This is a genomic window from Flavobacterium psychrophilum (genome assembly GCA_001708385.1).
Lineage (GTDB): Bacteria > Bacteroidota > Bacteroidia > Flavobacteriales > Flavobacteriaceae > Flavobacterium > Flavobacterium psychrophilum_A.
Genome location: CP012388.1, coordinates 888,191 through 905,789 on the forward strand (window position 1 = coordinate 888,191; position 17,599 = coordinate 905,789).

Below are 17,599 nucleotides of genomic sequence, written 5' to 3' on the forward strand. Positions count from 1 at the left end.
TTTTATGATAAAACGTGTCGCGCAGTAAATTTATAATCAGTCTAAGCAAAACTCAAAACACTGGTAATAAACTTTTTAAACACATTTTATATTTTAAGCACATTACCATTTCATTAAATTTTCACAAAAAAAGGGCTACCGCTTTTTACAATTAAAAAAAGTAGTAATTTAGATTACAAATAGAACAAAAATGCTGGACAAAGTAATTGTAGGAAGTGAAGAATGGTGCGCATTTCCACACCTTGGAATACCTACCATAAAGGCACGTGTAGATTCAGGAGCTAAAACATCTGCGCTTCACGCCATTAACATCTCCCCTTTTCAGAAAGACGGAGATAACTGGGTTAAATTTGACATCAACCCAATACAAAACAATTCTAAAACAATTATACATTGCCAGGCTCCGTTGGTGGATAAACGCGTGGTAAAAAGTTCCAGCGGATTCCGTGAACAGCGATATGTTATAAAAACCGAGATTCGCGTAGGCGATGCCAACTGGGATGTAGAGCTTACCCTAACTAATCGTGACTCTATGGGTTTCCGTATGCTACTGGGACGCGAAGCCATGAGCGGGCGTTTATTGGTAGACCCTGAACAAAAATACCTTTTGGGTCAGCCTACGAGAGAAAAACTTAAAGAACTATATGACAACAACGAAGAGCAGAAAAAAGGTCTTCGTATAGGTGTATTAGCCAGTAATCCTGAGCTTTACAGCAACAGGCGTATTATGGAAGCGGGTGAAATGAGAGGGCACGAAATGCACTTTTTAAACCTTAAATACTGCTACATGAAACTGGATGCCCATACACCTGAAATTCATTACCGTGGCGGAAGGATACTTAACGATTTTGACGCTGTTATTCCACGTATACGCCCCAGCATGACTTTCTACGGATGTGCATTAACACGTCATTTTGAAGCACTTAAAGTTTTTAGTTTAAATTCGTCTTCTGCGATAACACAATCAAGGGATAAACTGTACTCACTACAGTTGTTACTTAATAGCGGCGTAGATATACCAACTACAGGTTTTGCAAGTTCTCCATTAGACACGAACGATCTTATACAAATGGTTGGTGGCCCTCCACTAATTGTAAAGCTTCTTGAGGGAACTCAGGGTAAGGGTGTTGTACTTGCCGAAACCAAAAAAGCTGCCGAGAGTGTTATCAATGCCTTTAAAAGCCTTAATGCCAATATACTTGTTCAGGAATTTATTAAAGAAGCCAATGGTAAAGACCTTCGTCTTTTTGTAATTGACGGAAAAGTAGTTGCTACTATTCAGCGCGAGGCACTTCCCGGAGAGTTCAGGGCGAATATTCACCTTGGTGGAACAGCCTCTGTAATACGTGCTACACCCGAAGAAAAGCGTATCGCTATTAAAGCAGCAAAAGCCATGAACCTAAAGGTCGCAGGTGTAGATATTATCCGTTCGTCAAAAGGACCTCTATTACTGGAAGTAAACTCATCGCCCGGACTAGAGGGTATTGAAGGCGCAACCAATAAAGATATTGCCGGCGAAATGATACGCGCTATCGAAAAAAACTTTAAATTACTATAAATCAAAACTTATGCATCTTATCGCTAAAATAATTATTGCATTTGTGGCTCTGATTCATATTTATATTTTATGGCTGGAAATGTTTGCCTGGATGACAAAAGCACGAAAAGTGTTTAGAACCATACCGGCAGAAATGTTTGCACCAACAAAAACAATGGCGGCAAACCAGGGATTATATAATGGATTCCTGGCTGCCGGACTTGTATGGTCATTAGTGATAACGGATGCGGTATGGAGTGTTAATGTAGCTAATTTCTTTTTAGCGTGTGTGCTTGTTGCCGGTTTATACGGTGCTGCCACAGTACAGAAAAAGATATTTTTTGTACAAGGTATTCCAGCTATAATAGGGCTTTTGGCTGTTAACATACTTTAACCAAAAAAAGCATGTAGTACTGGCGTATTATTATTATTTTTATCCTTGGTTAACTTCTTTATATTGTAAGATCATTCTTCAAAATAAGAGATTATCTAAGTTTGCTTTTACTTCTGTAAAAGCAGTTTATAAGTCAAAATAAAATATATGAAAGCCTCTATAAAATTATCCGCCGTAATGCTATTACTATCTGTAATGGGTTATAGCCAGTCTAGCTGTGAAAAATTCAAGAATGGAACATTTAAATTCACAGATCCTGCAACCAAAAAAGTATGCATTATTACCCGTGATGGCGATAAGCAGACTGAAAGAATGGAGGAAAGCGAAGAGACGTATGATTTCGACCTTGTATGGTTAGACGATTGTACATATACCGTGTCACCCACTGCCACGACAGCCGCACGTAACCAGGAGGTTTTAAAATCCGGTTTAATGACGGTTAAAATCATTAAAACAAAAGACAGCTCATATACTCAAAGGATTACAGTTGCCAACAACAGAAAATTCAGGAGGCTTGATGAAGTTTTTGTAGTGCCGGATAAGAAGGATTAACAAAGCCGTTATTACTATTTTTGCTGCTTGCTACATTAATTGGGTGTGCTACTTAAAAACTTCCCACTACAATTTATTCGCAATATAGCGCACCACGTGATGTAGTCTTTAGGAACGACTCTATAGTGATTACGCTTCACAATATTTTGAAATTGCCTAATCGAGTTTGATTTTAAGGTGGTTATTAGAGTAAAAATTTAAAGAAGGCATTGTGGTAAAACATAAGTAACATGGCAAAAGAAAAACTTTCAGGATCAGAACAAGTTTCACAGTTTATTAGCGAGTCTCTTCATCCATTGAAAGAAGTGATGCAAGCCATACGCGAGATTATTCTGGGCACGGATACCACAATTGCTGAGCATATAAAATGGAACGCTCCCGCCTTTTATTATAATTCCGAAATGGCAGCTTTTGACGCTAAAGAATACAAAAGGGATCTTGTTGTGTATAACGTTCGCAAGAACGATTATATCCTTCTTATATTCCCAACAGGCAATGTAATTAGTGATGCATCCGGATTACTTGAAGGTAGTTATGAAGATGGACGGCGCATGGTTATTATTAAAAACTTAGAAGACCTCAGCGCTAAAAAAGAAAAATTACAATCAATTATAAAACAATGGATTGATAAAGTAGAGAAATAGCCAAACAAACTATAAGCAAAAAGCTCCCACTTTCGTGAGAGCTTTTGTTATTTATTCAAATACCGTTTCATCTATCTGCAGATTGTGCAAGAACGAGATCGTGTTTTCTATATCATAATGCAGTATCCTGTCTTCTGTTACCAATGGAACTTCTTCCCTGTATGATTTTACAAAAGTTTCAAGGAATTCACTTGATTTTAATGGCCTTCTGAACTCAATTGCCTGAGACGCATTCATAAGCTCAATAGCTAAAATACGTTCAAGGTTTTCAACTATCCTAAGCGCCTTTGTAGCTCCGTTAGCACCCATACTTACGTGGTCTTCCTGTCCGTTAGATGACACGATACTGTCAACGCTGGACGGCGTAGCCAATTGTTTGTTCTGGCTTACAATACTAGCAGCAGTGTATTGCGGAATCATAAAACCTGAATTAAGTCCGGGGTTGCTCACAAGGAATGGTGGTAAACCACGTAGCCCTGATATAAGCTGGTAAGTTCTTCTTTCAGAGATACTGCCAAGCTCGGCAAGGGCTATCCCTAAAAAGTCAAGCGTAAGCGCTAAAGGCTGTCCGTGGAAGTTACCGCCCGAAATGATCTGGTCACTTTCAATAAATATATTAGGGTTATCTGTAACCGAGTTGATCTCAGTACGGAAAACCTTCTTAACGTAATCAATAGTATCTTTAGTTGCGCCATGCACCTGTGGTATACAACGGAAAGAATACGGGTCCTGAACATGTTGCTTTGCCTGTACAATGATCTCGCTGTCTTCAAGCAATTCGTTAAAACGTCTTGCTGTTACAATTTGTCCTTTATGCGGTCGAACCATATGTATAAGCTCGTTAAACGGCTCTATACGTCCATCAAAACCTTCTAATGAGACCGCTGCGATAACATCTGCCAGATATGATAGCTTAACCGATTTAAGAAGCACATATACTCCATAAGCACTCATAAACTGGGTACCATTAAGCAATGCAAGACCTTCTTTCGATTTTAAAACAATAGGCTTCCATCCCATTTTATCAAGCACTTTGGCAGCAGGCTGGCGGAAACCATCCATATAAACTTCTCCTTCTCCTAATAAAGGAAGTGATAGGTGTGCCAGCGGCGCAAGGTCTCCCGATGCTCCAAGCGATCCCTGGTTATAAATTACAGGAAGTATATCGTTATTATAAAATTCTATAAGTCGTTCAACCGTCTCAAGCTGAACACCTGAATGTCCGTAGCTTAATGATTGAATTTTAAGTAACAGCATTATCTCAACGATAGCTTCAGGTACTTCTTCACCTGTACCGCATGCATGCGATTTTACAAGGTTTTCCTGTAGCTGTGATAGGTTTTCATTAGATATCTTTACATTATATAGTGACCCGAAACCGGTATTTATACCGTAAATAGGATCACTGTGCGATTTCATTTTCTCATCAAGGTATGTACGGCACTTTTCGATATTGGCCCTTGCCTCTTCAGAAAGCGCAAGCTTTTTATCCTGAGAAATGATATCGTTCACAATTTCAAGTGATAATAGCTCGCTGCTTATATAATGTATTGTTTCCATGGTATGGTTTATTTGAAAGTCCAAAATTCACTAAACCATAATTAAAAAACAACATTTTTGATAACTTTTCATTTTTGATGCATTTCAGCTTCAATTTTAAGGTAGGCTTTTCCGAGGTATTTTATGATATCTGATGCCGTGAACGACTGCATTGACGTTTCTTTTGCACCAATATCTGCCGAAAGTCCATGCAGGTATACTCCAAAAATTGCAGCATCTACAGGATTGTAGGACTGGGCAAGCAATCCGATTATAATTCCTGTAAGCACATCGCCCGTTCCTCCGGTTGCAAGTCCGGCATTACCTGTTGAATTTATATGCACCTGATCATTGTAAACCACCATAGTGTTAGAATCTTTAGCTACAACTACCAGTTTATATTCTGTTGAAAAGGATTTCAGTTTTTCAATTTTTTCAAAATCGTCTTCCCAGCCTCCCATAAGGCGTTCCAGTTCTTTTGGATGGGGAGTAAGAATTGTATTCTCCGGCAAAAGCTTTAACCATTCTTTATTATATGATAGTATATTCAAAGCGTCGGCATCAATTACTAAAGGGTCGGAAAGCCTTTTTAAAAATTCGCCAAAGGCTTTTTGGGTTTCAGGCTCCTGCCCTATCCCCATACCTATTCCTATTGCTTTTGGCTTTAAGTCGAAACTAATATTAGTAATATGCTTTTCACCATCGGTAAGCACCATCGCTTCAGGAAATACCGACTGAACAACATCGTACCCACATTCCGGGATATAAGCTGTAACCAATCCGCATCCACTTTTAAGTGCTGCTTTGGCCGAAAGGCATACTGCACCTATTTTTCCATAGCTGCCACCTATAACAAGCGCATGCCCCTGGGTTCCTTTGTGCGCGTGGGGATGTAGTGGTTTATAGCGGTTATAAATATCAAATCTATCCGTGAAGAGGTAACTACTTTGGGTTGCATCGATATATTCTTTATCAAGTCCGATATCTAACACAACGATATCTTTGGTGAAATTGCAGTTTGAAGCAAGGTAAAATGCGAGTTTGGGACACTGAAACGTAAGCACAATATGTGAATTCACCGCAAAATCGGTTTTCCTATCAAGAAATAGTCCCGATGGTACATCTATAGATACCACACAGGCTTTCATCCCATTAATTCTGGTTATAACCTGTTTTACCTCATCAGGAAGTTTCCGGGAAAGCCCTATGCCAAATAATGCATCAACAACTACCAGCTTGTGTTTTTTAAAATTATAATGCTCGCCGGTGTTATATTTAAAATCGGCTTGATTTACTTTTTCAAGATTCGCATTAAAGTCAACTGTTGGCTTCCCTGCCTCATTAATAATTTCCAGGATTACGAGATAGCCATCTTCGCGTAGCTGACGCGCAATTACCAGTCCGTCGCCACCGTTATTACCCTGTCCGCAAAAAACATGAAATACCGTTTCCTTATCCGGAAATTTTCGCTTAAGCCATAAAAATACTTCATTCGCTGCACGATCCATCAGTTCGGCAGAAGTAATAGCCTGCCTTAAAATTGTAGTTTCGTCAGCCTGTCTTATTTGTTGTGCGTCAAAAATTTTCATAATGTAGTATTTTGTGTGCTTTTTTCAACATTTCGCAAAAAGCGTAATAACTGTCTTACAGCTACGTAAATTTATTACATTTGTAAGCATATGTTAGTAAACAGCAACAAATATTTAACTTCATTAAGCCCTGTATCTCTAGGGTTTGCTGCTGCCGTTACTACAACTACAACAACTACTACCCCGTTAGGGGTATAATCATTTCATATAGCCCCGTTCGTGGTCATTTAATTTAAATGGCAGGAACAACCTGTGTTATTTCCACATCCATTTCCCTGAAAACAATCTATATGAATATTATAAAGTTCGGCGGCACTTCTGTAGCCAATGCCCAAAACATAAGTAAATGCCTTAGCATCATCAACAATAAAAAAAAGTATGCTCCCATAGTTGTTGTATTGTCAGCGTTCGGCGGTATAACCGATATATTATTACTGGCAGCGCAATACGCATCACAAAAAGACAATCAATATCAATCACTCCTGCAGCAAATTGAAGACCGGCATCTGGAAGTAGTTAAAAACCTTTTACCGGCAACGCATCAAAGTGCCGTATTAAGCCATGTAAAGCGTGAACTTAACCTTCTTGAAACATTGTTAGACGGTTGTTTTCTTTTAGGGGAATTATCTGAAAGGACAAAAGACCTTATATTGTCGTTTGGAGAATTATTGTCGTCATACATTATATCAGAAGTTATTAAATCGCATGGCGAAAACTGCAGCCTCGCCGACAGCCGCGAGCTTATTAAAACCAACAGTCATTTTGGTAAAGCTGTGGTTAACTTTGAGATCAGCAATTTGCTTATACAGCATTATTTTGATAAGAATAAATTTGATGTAACCGTAATACCGGGATTCATAGCACAATCTGAAGATGGTCATACAACTACACTTGGCCGGGGCGGATCTGATTACACAGCTGCCATTCTCGCATCCGCACTTGACGTGCCTTCACTGGAAATATGGACCGACGTAAACGGTATTTACACTGCCAACCCTAAATTGGTAAAACAGGCAGAGCCTATCGAGCATATAACTTTTGAGGAAGCTATGGAACTATCGCATTTTGGTGCAAAGGTATTATACCCTCCTACCATACAACCAATACTTACCAAAGATATTACCCTTCATATTAAAAACACTTTTGAACCCAATGCACATGGTAGCATCATTAATAAAGATCCAAAGGTTAAAAGTTCAAACCCTATCCGTGGCATCAGCAATATAGATAATATAACGCTGATTACGCTTGAAGGATCGGGTATGGTGGGTGTTGCAGGATTCTCTAAAAGATTGTTTGAAGTTACATCTAAAGAAAATATAAGCGTAATATTCATTACACAGGCGTCGTCAGAACATTCTATCTGCCTTGGTATTGTTGACTCTGATGCTCAAAAAGCGAAAAAAACTATTGATGGCGAATTTGGTTTTGAGATCAGGCAGCAGAAAATAAAACCTGCCATACTTGAAGACGGATTATCTATTATTGCCGTTGTAGGCGAGAACATGAAAAACCACCAGGGACTTAGCGGTAAGATGTTCAGCACACTAGGACGAAATAACATAAACATAAGAGCTATTGCGCAGGGTGCATCAGAAAGGAATATCTCGGCAGTAATTGATCATAAAGATGTAAAGAAAGCGCTTAACACGCTCCACGAAACCTTTTTTGAGGACAATACCGTTCAGCTTAACCTTTTTGTTATGGGCGTGGGTAACGTGGGCGATAAGTTTTTAGAGCAGATCGAATCTCAGAGAAACTACCTGAAAGACAACCTGAAGATGAACGTACGCGTTATTGGACTGGCAAATTCCCGTAAAATGCACTTTGATGAAGACGGGATAAACCTTGCCAACCGTAAGGATCTTTTGGCTGCCGGAGAACCAGCAAATGCTAAGGCGTTTATCGACAGCATTAAAAAGCTCAACCTGCGTAACAGTATATTCGTTGATAATACAGCCAGTGATGAGGTAGCGTTAACCTATACCGAATACCTGTCTGAGAATATTGCTGTAGTTACCTGTAATAAAGTAGCCTGCTCATCGGGTTATAAAAGTTACAAAAAATTAAAAGACCTTTCCCGCCAATATAATGCTCCGTTTTTATTTGAAACCAATGTTGGAGCCGGGCTGCCTATAATAGATACATTGAAGAATCTGGTAGCGTCTGGAGATAGGATACATAAAATTCAGGCGGTGCTTAGCGGAAGCCTTAATTTTATTTTTAATAACTTTAATGAGGATACTTCTTTTTATGATATTGTAAAACAAGCGCAAACAGAGGGTTACACCGAGCCCGACCCAAAAATTGACCTTAGCGGTATTGATGTGAAACGAAAACTGGTTATCCTTATCCGCGAAAGCGGCTATGAAATGGAAATTGACGATATAGAAAACAGGTCATTTCTGCCTCAGGAGTGCCTCGATACCGATAATGTTGATGATTTTTTTGAATCGCTTAAGGTAAATGCAGGTCATTTTAATGATTTATATAAAAAAGCATCGGCGGAAGGGTCACGTTTAAAATTCGTCGCCTCATTTGAAAATGGCAAAGCCAATGTCGGCCTGCAATTTATCCCTAAAGAGCATCCGTTTTACAATCTTGAAGGCAAAGACAATATTGTTTTATTTTATACCGATCGGTATATAGATCAGCCATTGTTGATAAAAGGTGCGGGTGCGGGTGCAGCAGTAACAGCATCGGGCATTTTTGCCGATGTAATACGAATAGGAAACAAATAACTATGGATACTATTAAATTATTTTGCCCGGCTACAATTGCTAATGTTTCCTGCGGATTTGACGTGCTTGGCCTTTGTCTTGACTTTGGCGATGAAATGACTATTACAAAAAGTAGTCATACAGGTATTCGTATTACTGAAGTCATTGGAGCAGATCTTCCGTTAGATACGAAACATAATGTTGCAGGTGTGGCCGGACTGGCATTACTTGAAAAATTAGATCCTGATTTCGGTTTTGAAATAAGCATACGTAAAAATATAAAAGCAGGAAGCGGCATTGGCAGCAGTGCAGCAAGCGCGGCCGGAGCGGTATTTGGTATTAATGCATTATGCAGTTATCCGTTATCTAACAAAGAACTTGTTTATTATGCTATGCAGGGTGAAGCCTTAGCCAGCGGCACTGCACATGCCGATAATGTATCTCCTGCCCTGTTAGGTGGTTTTACGCTGATACGCAGTTACGAGCCGTTAGATATTATTAGTATTCCATCGCCGCAAGAATTATATGTAACCGTAATTCATCCGCAGATAGAATTAAAAACTAAAGATGCCCGGTCTGTTTTAAAAGAAAATATAAGCCTTAAAAAAGCTACGATACAATGCGGTAACCTGGGTGGACTTATTAGTGGACTTTACACTGGTGACTATAAGCTCATAGGACGATCGCTGCACGATGAACTGGTAGAGCCTGTGCGTTCTATACTCATTCCGCATTTTGCCGAATTAAAGCAGGCTGCTGCCGATAGCGGTGCTTTAGGGAATGGTATTTCAGGTTCAGGTCCATCGGTTTTTGCTTTATCGAAGGGATTAGAAACTGCCCAAATAACTGCAAATGCAATGTCGGCTATACTTACTACAACCGATATACCTTTTGAAACCCACGTATCTGCCATTAACCCTAAAGGAATACAACTACTATCATGAAATATTACAGCCTTAACAACCATAATGTAATAGCCAGTTTTGCAGCTGCCTCAATTACCGGTATAGCACCGGATAAAGGGCTTTACTTTCCGGAAAGCATTCCGCAACTCGATTCAGATTTCATAAATAATATAGAAAATTACAGCAATATCGAAATTGCCCTTAAAGCCATAACGCCTTTTATTGGTGATGAAATTCCGCTGGGAGAGCTAAAAAAGATAGTGGAAGAAACATTATCATTTGAATTCCCAACAGTAGAAGTTGAAAATGGTATTTATGCCTTAGAATTATACCACGGCCCTACCCTTGCCTTTAAAGATGTAGGTGCTCGTTTTATGTCACGCTGCCTTAATTATTTTACGCAGGGCGAAAACAAAAAGATTACCATCTTAGTTGCAACATCCGGAGATACAGGTGGTGCTGTTGCCAGCGGCTTCTTAGGTGTTGAAGGTATAAACGTGGTTATACTATATCCATCGGGTAAAGTGAGCGATATCCAGGAAAAGCAGCTCACCGCTTTGGGGCAGAATATAACCGCCCTGGAAGTAAACGGCAGTTTTGATGACTGCCAGGATATGGTGAAACAGGCTTTTCTGGATGAAAACCTAAAGAACATAAATCTGACATCGGCGAATTCTATAAATATAGCACGCTGGCTTCCGCAGATGTTTTATTACTTTTTTGCCTATAAGCAGCTGAAACATTTGGGTAAGCCGTTAGCAATATCAGTGCCAAGCGGCAACTTTGGCAATATTTGCGCCGGACTGATGGCAAAACATATTGGCCTGCCTATTGCTCATTTTGTAGCAGCAACAAATGTAAATGACACCGTACCCAGATATATGGATTCCAAAAAATACAGTCCGTTGATTACTAAAGAAACCTTATCTAATGCTATGGATGTAAGTAATCCCAGCAACTTTGCACGCATACTGGAATTATTCAATAATAACTTTGGTGACCTTCAAAACGAATTATCTTCTTATTCTTTTACCGATTCTCATACGTTAGACACCATTAATAAATTATATACCAAAAATAGCTACCTGGCAGATCCGCATGGTGCTGTAGGCTATCTTGGATTAAAAAGACACCTTGAAAACCATCCTGATCGTACAGGGGTTTTTCTTGAAACAGCACATCCGGTTAAATTTCCGCAGCATATAGAAAAAGAGTTGGGTATTAAAATACCTGTTCCGACTTCTTTAGCCCCTTTACTGGCAAAGAAAAAACAGTCAATTGCCATAAAAAGTTATAATGAGCTTAGAGATTATCTTTTGTTGTGAAATAAATGATAATTAATGAAAATATCCTCGTCATAATTTGTAAATTTCAATAATTTTGCGCTTTCAATCCATTTAAACAAACAAAATGAGAAATACTGCGCTTACGCACATTCACGAAGGACTTGGAGCCAAAATGGTACCATTTGCAGGCTACAATATGCCTGTTCAATATGAAGGAGTAACTGCTGAACACGAAACAGTGAGAAACGGTGTTGGCGTTTTTGACGTTTCGCACATGGGCGAATTTATACTAAGCGGGCCTAAAGCGCTTGACCTTATACAGAAGGTGACTTCTAATGATGCATCGCAGCTTACAATCGGCAGGGCACAGTATTCTTGCCTTCCAAACGATAACGGTGGTATTGTTGATGATCTTATTGTTTACAAAATGAAAGAAGAGCAATACCTTTTAGTGGTAAATGCTTCTAATATAGATAAAGACTGGAACTGGATTTCGTCTAAAAACGATCTTGGTGTAGATATGCGTAACATCTCTGATGATTATTCACTTCTTGCTATCCAGGGTCCTAAAGCTGTTGAGGCTATGCAGGCATTAACTCCGGTTGATCTTTCTGCTATAAAATACTACCATTTTGAAGTAGGAGAATTTGCAGGTGTAGCCGATGTCATTATCTCTGCAACCGGTTATACAGGTAGCGGTGGTTTTGAGATTTACGTTAAGAACGACCAGGTTGAACAATTATGGAACAAAGTATTTGAGGCAGGCGCATCTTTTGGCATTAAGCCGATTGGACTTGCTGCACGTGATACACTTCGTTTAGAAATGGGCTTCTGCCTTTACGGAAACGATATTAACGATACTACTTCTCCTCTTGAGGCAGGTCTTGGATGGATTACTAAATTCACAAAAGACTTTACTAACGCGGAGGCGCTTAAAAAGCAAAAAGAAGAAGGCGTTACTAAAAAACTTGTTGGCTTTGAGCTTACCGAAAGAGGTATCCCGAGGCATGATTATGAAATAACAGATAAAGACGGAAACGTTATTGGTATCGTTACATCGGGTACTATGGCACCGTCGCTTAACAAAGGCATTGGTCTTGGTTATGTTCCTGTAGAATTTGCTACAGAGGGCAGCCAGATCTTCATCCGCATCAGGAAAAATGATATTCCTGCTCAAGTGGTGAAACTGCCTTTCTACAAAAAATAAATATGAGGAAATTATCCGCACTTGCTTTTTTATTATTTGCTGTAACGCTTCAGGCTCAGAACCATGAAAAAGCGTGCGTAACATTTTCTAAAATAAACGATGTCCTTCAAAAGAGGCATTTTAAGCCCAAACCGGTAGACGACAGTCTATCGGTTTATGTTTATAATACAGTTATGGAAGGGCTTGATGAGAACAAGACACTCTTCCTTCAACAGGAATATGATAAGCTCGCAGAGCATAAACTCAAGATAGACGATTACGTACTTAACAGTGATTGTTCGTTTTTTGGCGACTTTATTTCATCCTATAAAAGCGCTTTGCAGCGCAACAGGGATTTTGTCGTAGAGATAGGAAAAGAAACACTTCCATATACCACAAAAGATACTATCTATTATTCTAAAAAAACATTCCCCTACTTAAAAGATCCGGAGAAGATTAAGAAATTCCTTCGTAAAAAAATCACCTATGACATTTTGGAAGACGTAGCCAAGATGAGCAAAAACAAGGATTCGCTACAGCAGCATCTTGAAACACTTGGCAAAACTTCCAAACAAAAAGTTTTAGAAAGCTACCTATGCAGGCTGGATAATCAGCTATCGCCATCGGAAGGATTTGAAAATAGTATTTACAACCGTTTTTTCTCGACTTTCTGTAATTATTTCGATCCGCACTCTACTTATTTTAATTATAATGAAAAGGCATCGTTTGTATCATCTATTTCTACCGAAAATTTTTCTCTTGGACTTTATGTAAGCCAGAATGAAAAAGAAGAAATTATAGTTGAAGAACTAGTACCGGGCGGCCCTGCTTATATTGCCCAAAAAATTGACAAAGGTGACCAACTTATAAAACTTGCTGCCAACGACACCGAATACACCGTTTCTTGTGCATCGTTAGAGGCTATTACAGAAATAGTATATTCTGACACATACAAAAATGTACTCCTTACGCTTCGAAAAAAAGACGGCACGATATATTCTGTAAATCTCGAGAAAAAGGTAATGAAGGCCGACGACCATAGTGTTTACAGCTTTGTTTTAGGGGATACAAATCCGGTTGGTTATATTAAGATTCCTAGTTTTTACACTGCTTTTGACAACGAATTGAACCAGGGTTGTGCGGATGATGTTGCAAAAGAAGTCGCAAAACTTAAAAAAGACGATATCAAAGGTCTTATTATAGACCTTCAGTTTAATGGTGGTGGGTCTATGGATGAGGTTATCCGTATGGCCGGTATGTTTGTTAATTTTGGTCCGATAGCCATTATTACAGATAAGAAAATGACATATAATGTTGTGAAAGATTATAACCGAGGCATGTTATACAATGGCCCAATGGTGGTTTTGGTTAATGGAATGACGGCATCGGCAAGTGAATTTTTTGCAGGTGTAATGCAGGATTACAACCGCGCACTGATTGTGGGTAATACTACTTTGGGCAAAGCTACAATGCAGACAATACTGCCTATTGATGACAAAAAAGAGCCGGAAGACTTTGTAAAAGTTACACTTGATAAGTTCTACAGGGTTACAGGAAAAAGCAGCCAATATACCGGCGTAATACCCGATGTGGAACTTCCATCGTTTTTTGAAGATCTTTTACCCCGTGAAAGCAGTATGCCTACAGCTATAAAAAACGATAGTATTACATTAAACCTTGCTTTTACAAGAATGCCCGATTTAGGTAATGACCAAATTATCACCCAAAGTAAGGCGAGAACGAAAAACAATGCCGATTTTAAACTTATCGGCGCTGTAAACACAAGGATCAACTGGCTGTATGATGGCACAAAGTCGCCGTTGCCGGTAAACTTTAGTACAGTGTTTACCGACACCCACAGCATGGATGACATATGGAAGGATATAAGCACAGCTTCTGAAAAAGAACAGGATTTTGCAATACGGCCAACAACATATACAGCTAAAAATTCGAATGACGATTACAGTGTGAGTGCACGGACGTACAAGATTAAAGCGGCTAAAACCGACGTATATATAAACGAAGCGATTAATATTTTAAATGATATAAACAGTATTCGCAATCATTAAAATAAAGTATTCATTTTGTTTTTGCAAAAACAGGGAATAAGTTTATTTTTGTGCTGCAAACAAATAAATTATGGGAAGAGCGTTTGAATTTAGGAAAGCCAGAAAAATGAAACGTTGGTCGGCAATGGCCAAAACGTTTACAAGAATTGGTAAAGATATTGTAATGGCCGTTAAAGAAGGCGGACCAAACCCTGAAAGCAATGCACGTTTAAGGGCTGTTATGCAAAATGCAAAAGCAGCAAACATGCCTAAAGATAATGTTGAAAGGGCTATTAAAAAAGCATCTGATAAAGATACGGCTAACTTTAAGGAAGTATTATTTGAAGGTTATGCACCTCACGGTATTGCCATACTTATTGAGACCGCTACCGACAACAATAACCGTACTGTAGCAAACATACGCAGTTACTTTAATAAATGTAATGGTGCAATGGGTACACAGGGATCTGTAGAGTTTATGTTTGACCATACATGTAACTTCCGTATACCTTCAGAAGGACAGGATGTGGAGGAACTTGAACTTGAAATGATTGACTTTGGTGTTGAAGAGATTTTTGCTGACGAAGATGGTATCTTAATGTATGCCCCTTTTGAGAGTTTCGGCTCTATTCAAAAAGAACTCGAGAACAGGAATATTGAAATTCTTTCTTCAGGTTTTGAGAGGATCCCTCAGATCACAAAAGAACTTACTGCTGAACAGGTAGCTGACGTTGAAAAACTTCTTGAAAAAATTGAAGAAGATGACGACGTTATGAACGTATACCACACTATGCAGGAATAATCTACCTGATTAAACCGCATTTCTATTATAATCTAAGCGCCTATTTCGGGCGCTTTTTCATTTAAAATAAAACATTAATTATCAATACATTAAGTCCTTAAATTGAAACATTAGTATAGTAGATCTTAAAAAATTAACTCAAAAGTGTAACAATTAGATAACACTGACAGTCATTATATAAACCAGCCAATAAAAGTTTGACAAACGCAATTCAGGATATAGATTCTTTACTGGAGCTATGCAAATCGGGAAGCCGCAATGCACAGTTCGAGGTTTATAACAGGTATTATAAGCCCATGTACAATACTGCCCTTCGCATAGTAAAGGATAGTCATTGGGCTGAAGATATCATGCAGGAATCTTTTTTAAAGGCTTTTACAAAACTGGATACGTTTAAAGGCGAGGTTACTTTTGGGGCATGGCTTAAAAAAATTGTGGTAAACCACAGCCTGGATAATTATAAGAAGATAAACAAAAATGCACTCGATTCGCTGGATGATGTACTATACAAAGTATCCGATAGCAGCGATAGAGATAATGAAGAGAAGCTGGAGTTTCAGCAAATGAAAGTGCAACAGGTGGCTGCAGCCATACAATCGCTCAAAGAAAATTACAGGATAGCGCTTACACTGTTATACATTGAGGGATATGACCAGGAAGAAATTAGTGATATTATGGGAATTACCCCCGGTAATACCCGCACAACAATAAGCAGGGCGAAAGAAAGCCTGCTGAAAAAACTGAGTGAATAATGAGTACCGAGAACAACAAATTTGATGAGATGTTTGGTCATTTCGACGGTCAGTGGGATAACGAAGAACCTGCCAAAGGGCACCAGGATCGTTTTCTCGAAAGGCTGGAGAAAAAACATAAACCTAAAGGGAAAAGGCTGATTTACTGGATTGCTATGCCGGCCGCGGCGGTGATAGCTATATTATTAAGCCTGCTGTTTACCTTCTCCCCTTTTGACAATGGCGAAAAAATAGCGAAAGTATCTCCTAAAGTAAAAGAGACACAGATGTACTTTGCCACGATTATTAACAAAGAACTGGTAAAGGTAAAAAAGGAAAACAGCCCCGAAACGAAAGTTTTAGTGCAGGATGCATTGCTGCGCATGGAACAACTAGACAAGGATTATGAGAAAATAACTCATGAACTTGCGAAAAAAGGCGAAAGTAAACAGTTGATACATGCTATGATAACCAATCTACAAACAAGGATTTCCTTCCTTGAAGATGTACTGGTAAAAATTGAGAATATTAAAAAAATTAAAGAAAGCTATCATGAAAACAATCAGGCTTAATATACTACTGCTATTTGTAATGCTGCTCCCGGGTATAGTTACAGCCGGTGAAGGTGAAAAAATAACAAAAGAGAAACGAATAAGTAAAACCTACATAGTAAACGCTAATGCAGGACTTGAAATAGACAATAAATTCGGACAGATATACATAACAACCTGGGATGAAGACAAGACATCTATAGAAGTACTAATACGTATAAGCGCAAAGAACGAAGAAACAGTCAATAAAAGGCTAAACTCTATTGATATTGAATTTGAAGCGCTTAAAAGCCTTGTAAAAGCGAAAACAATTATTGGTAATTTTTCGGGACGTAATGTTAGTATGGAAATTAACTACACCATTAAAATCCCTAAAAATGGTAGCATCAATCTCGATAATCAATATGGAGCTATTAAATTTGGCTCTATTAATGGCCCATCAATTATAAAATGTCAATATGGAGATGTACATGGTGATGCACTTAATAATATGGATAACTCCGTTAAAATTGAATATTGTAGTAAATCGCAAATTGGATACATTAAAAACGGAACTGTTAAGGCGGCCTATTCAGGTTTTGTACTGACAAAAGGAGGTACTATTACGCTTAACAGCGAATACACAAACGTTAACATCGGTCACGTAAACGAAATAACCTACCGTTGTGATTACGGTGATGTAAAAATTGCCGAAGGCGGTAAAGTAAGTGGTAACGCTAATTATACAAATACACGAATATCTAACCTATCATGGCAACTTAATCTTAGCACCAATTATGGCGATGTAAATGTAATCAAAGTAGAAAAAACTACCCGTAATATTGCTATCAACAGCACCTATACAAACGTAAGAGTAAAATGTGACCCGGATTACGCTTTCGACTTTGAATACCAACTTGATTATGGTAACCTTAATGGCACCGGTGACTTTAAGTTCACAGAGAAAATAGAAAAAAATACAAGGGCAAGTTATAAAGGATATTATAAGAGTAGCGGCGTAAACCGTATGTATGTAAGGGCAGAATACGGTGATATTAGCCTTAGCAAAGGTTAAATGTCTAAAAATGGCACTGCCATGCAACCATTTTGATATCCTAGTCGTCTATAAAAAAATA

At 38.6% G+C, this 17,599-nt stretch carries 15 protein-coding genes; 13 read left to right on the forward strand and 2 right to left on the reverse strand.

Features of this window, described 5'->3' with window-relative positions:
- Positions 1–190: 190 nt before the first annotated feature.
- The 4 genes from ALW18_03740 to ALW18_03755 all read left to right on the forward strand — a co-directional run bounded on the left by ALW18_03740 (position 191) and on the right by ALW18_03755 (position 3,127).
- Positions 191–1,558 (forward strand): 30S ribosomal protein S6 modification protein RimK, encoded by a 1,368-nt coding sequence (locus ALW18_03740; GenBank protein AOE51702.1) that lies wholly within the window; start codon positions 191–193, stop codon positions 1,556–1,558.
- A 10-nt stretch (positions 1,559–1,568) separates the two neighbouring features.
- The gene (locus tag ALW18_03745) at positions 1,569–1,931 is read left to right on the forward strand and encodes a hypothetical protein (GenBank protein ID AOE51703.1); all 363 of its coding nucleotides are present in this window, start codon (positions 1,569–1,571) and stop codon (positions 1,929–1,931) included.
- A 147-nt stretch (positions 1,932–2,078) separates the two neighbouring features.
- A complete protein-coding gene (locus ALW18_03750; GenBank protein AOE51704.1) occupies positions 2,079–2,483 on the forward strand; it encodes a hypothetical protein in 405 nt (134 codons plus the stop codon).
- A gap of 230 nt (positions 2,484–2,713) precedes the next feature.
- On the forward strand, positions 2,714–3,127 hold the full coding sequence (locus ALW18_03755) for a hypothetical protein (GenBank protein AOE51705.1): 414 nt from the start codon (positions 2,714–2,716) through the stop codon (positions 3,125–3,127).
- A 51-nt stretch (positions 3,128–3,178) separates the two neighbouring features.
- On the opposite strand, the gene ALW18_03760 is transcribed toward ALW18_03755, so the two are convergent.
- Positions 3,179–4,687: a histidine ammonia-lyase gene (locus tag ALW18_03760; protein ID AOE51706.1), complete on the reverse strand. Its 1,509-nt coding sequence runs from the start codon at positions 4,685–4,687 to the stop codon at positions 3,179–3,181.
- 68 nt (positions 4,688–4,755) lie between these two features.
- Positions 4,756–6,255: a hypothetical protein gene (locus ALW18_03765; protein AOE51707.1), complete on the reverse strand. Its 1,500-nt coding sequence runs from the start codon at positions 6,253–6,255 to the stop codon at positions 4,756–4,758.
- 290 nt (positions 6,256–6,545) lie between these two features.
- Between ALW18_03765 and ALW18_03770 the strand changes: the two genes are divergently transcribed.
- The 9 genes from ALW18_03770 to ALW18_03810 all read left to right on the forward strand — a co-directional run bounded on the left by ALW18_03770 (position 6,546) and on the right by ALW18_03810 (position 17,538).
- Positions 6,546–8,996, forward strand: coding sequence for an aspartate kinase (locus ALW18_03770; protein ID AOE54299.1), 2,451 nt, complete (start codon positions 6,546–6,548; stop codon positions 8,994–8,996).
- A gap of 2 nt (positions 8,997–8,998) precedes the next feature.
- The gene (locus ALW18_03775) at positions 8,999–9,919 is read left to right on the forward strand and encodes a serine kinase (GenBank protein AOE51708.1); all 921 of its coding nucleotides are present in this window, start codon (positions 8,999–9,001) and stop codon (positions 9,917–9,919) included.
- Positions 9,916–11,205, forward strand: coding sequence for a threonine synthase (locus tag ALW18_03780; protein ID AOE51709.1), 1,290 nt, complete (start codon positions 9,916–9,918; stop codon positions 11,203–11,205). Before ALW18_03775 ends, ALW18_03780 begins: the two co-directional genes overlap by 4 nt.
- An 85-nt stretch (positions 11,206–11,290) precedes the next feature.
- A complete protein-coding gene (locus ALW18_03785; GenBank protein AOE51710.1) occupies positions 11,291–12,373 on the forward strand; it encodes a glycine cleavage system protein T in 1,083 nt (360 codons plus the stop codon).
- Between the two features lie 2 nt (positions 12,374–12,375).
- Positions 12,376–14,421, forward strand: coding sequence for a hypothetical protein (locus ALW18_03790; protein AOE51711.1), 2,046 nt, complete (start codon positions 12,376–12,378; stop codon positions 14,419–14,421).
- Between the two features lie 70 nt (positions 14,422–14,491).
- Entirely contained in the window at positions 14,492–15,202 is a 711-nt protein-coding gene (locus ALW18_03795; protein ID AOE51712.1) for a transcriptional regulator, read from the forward strand.
- A 197-nt stretch (positions 15,203–15,399) separates the two neighbouring features.
- A complete protein-coding gene (locus ALW18_03800) occupies positions 15,400–15,954 on the forward strand; it encodes an RNA polymerase subunit sigma (GenBank protein AOE51713.1) in 555 nt (184 codons plus the stop codon).
- The gene (locus tag ALW18_03805; protein AOE51714.1) at positions 15,954–16,505 is read left to right on the forward strand and encodes a hypothetical protein; all 552 of its coding nucleotides are present in this window, start codon (positions 15,954–15,956) and stop codon (positions 16,503–16,505) included. The genes ALW18_03800 and ALW18_03805 overlap by 1 nt, the downstream gene beginning before the upstream one ends.
- Entirely contained in the window at positions 16,486–17,538 is a 1,053-nt protein-coding gene (locus ALW18_03810; protein AOE51715.1) for a hypothetical protein, read from the forward strand. Before ALW18_03805 ends, ALW18_03810 begins: the two co-directional genes overlap by 20 nt.
- Positions 17,539–17,599 lie beyond the last annotated feature (61 nt).

Coding starts and splice junctions, on each gene's coding strand:
- ALW18_03740 (AOE51702.1), top strand. CDS start 191: ATGCTGGACAAAGTAATTGTAGGAAGTGAAGAATGGTGCGCATTTCCA.
- ALW18_03745 (AOE51703.1), top strand. CDS start 1,569: ATGCATCTTATCGCTAAAATAATTATTGCATTTGTGGCTCTGATTCAT.
- ALW18_03750 (AOE51704.1), top strand. CDS start 2,079: ATGAAAGCCTCTATAAAATTATCCGCCGTAATGCTATTACTATCTGTA.
- ALW18_03755 (AOE51705.1), top strand. CDS start 2,714: ATGGCAAAAGAAAAACTTTCAGGATCAGAACAAGTTTCACAGTTTATT.
- ALW18_03760 (AOE51706.1), bottom strand. CDS start 4,687: ATGGAAACAATACATTATATAAGCAGCGAGCTATTATCACTTGAAATT.
- ALW18_03765 (AOE51707.1), bottom strand. CDS start 6,255: ATGAAAATTTTTGACGCACAACAAATAAGACAGGCTGACGAAACTACA.
- ALW18_03770 (AOE54299.1), top strand. CDS start 6,546: ATGAATATTATAAAGTTCGGCGGCACTTCTGTAGCCAATGCCCAAAAC.
- ALW18_03775 (AOE51708.1), top strand. CDS start 8,999: ATGGATACTATTAAATTATTTTGCCCGGCTACAATTGCTAATGTTTCC.
- ALW18_03780 (AOE51709.1), top strand. CDS start 9,916: ATGAAATATTACAGCCTTAACAACCATAATGTAATAGCCAGTTTTGCA.
- ALW18_03785 (AOE51710.1), top strand. CDS start 11,291: ATGAGAAATACTGCGCTTACGCACATTCACGAAGGACTTGGAGCCAAA.
- ALW18_03790 (AOE51711.1), top strand. CDS start 12,376: ATGAGGAAATTATCCGCACTTGCTTTTTTATTATTTGCTGTAACGCTT.
- ALW18_03795 (AOE51712.1), top strand. CDS start 14,492: ATGGGAAGAGCGTTTGAATTTAGGAAAGCCAGAAAAATGAAACGTTGG.
- ALW18_03805 (AOE51714.1), top strand. CDS start 15,954: ATGAGTACCGAGAACAACAAATTTGATGAGATGTTTGGTCATTTCGAC.
- ALW18_03810 (AOE51715.1), top strand. CDS start 16,486: ATGAAAACAATCAGGCTTAATATACTACTGCTATTTGTAATGCTGCTC.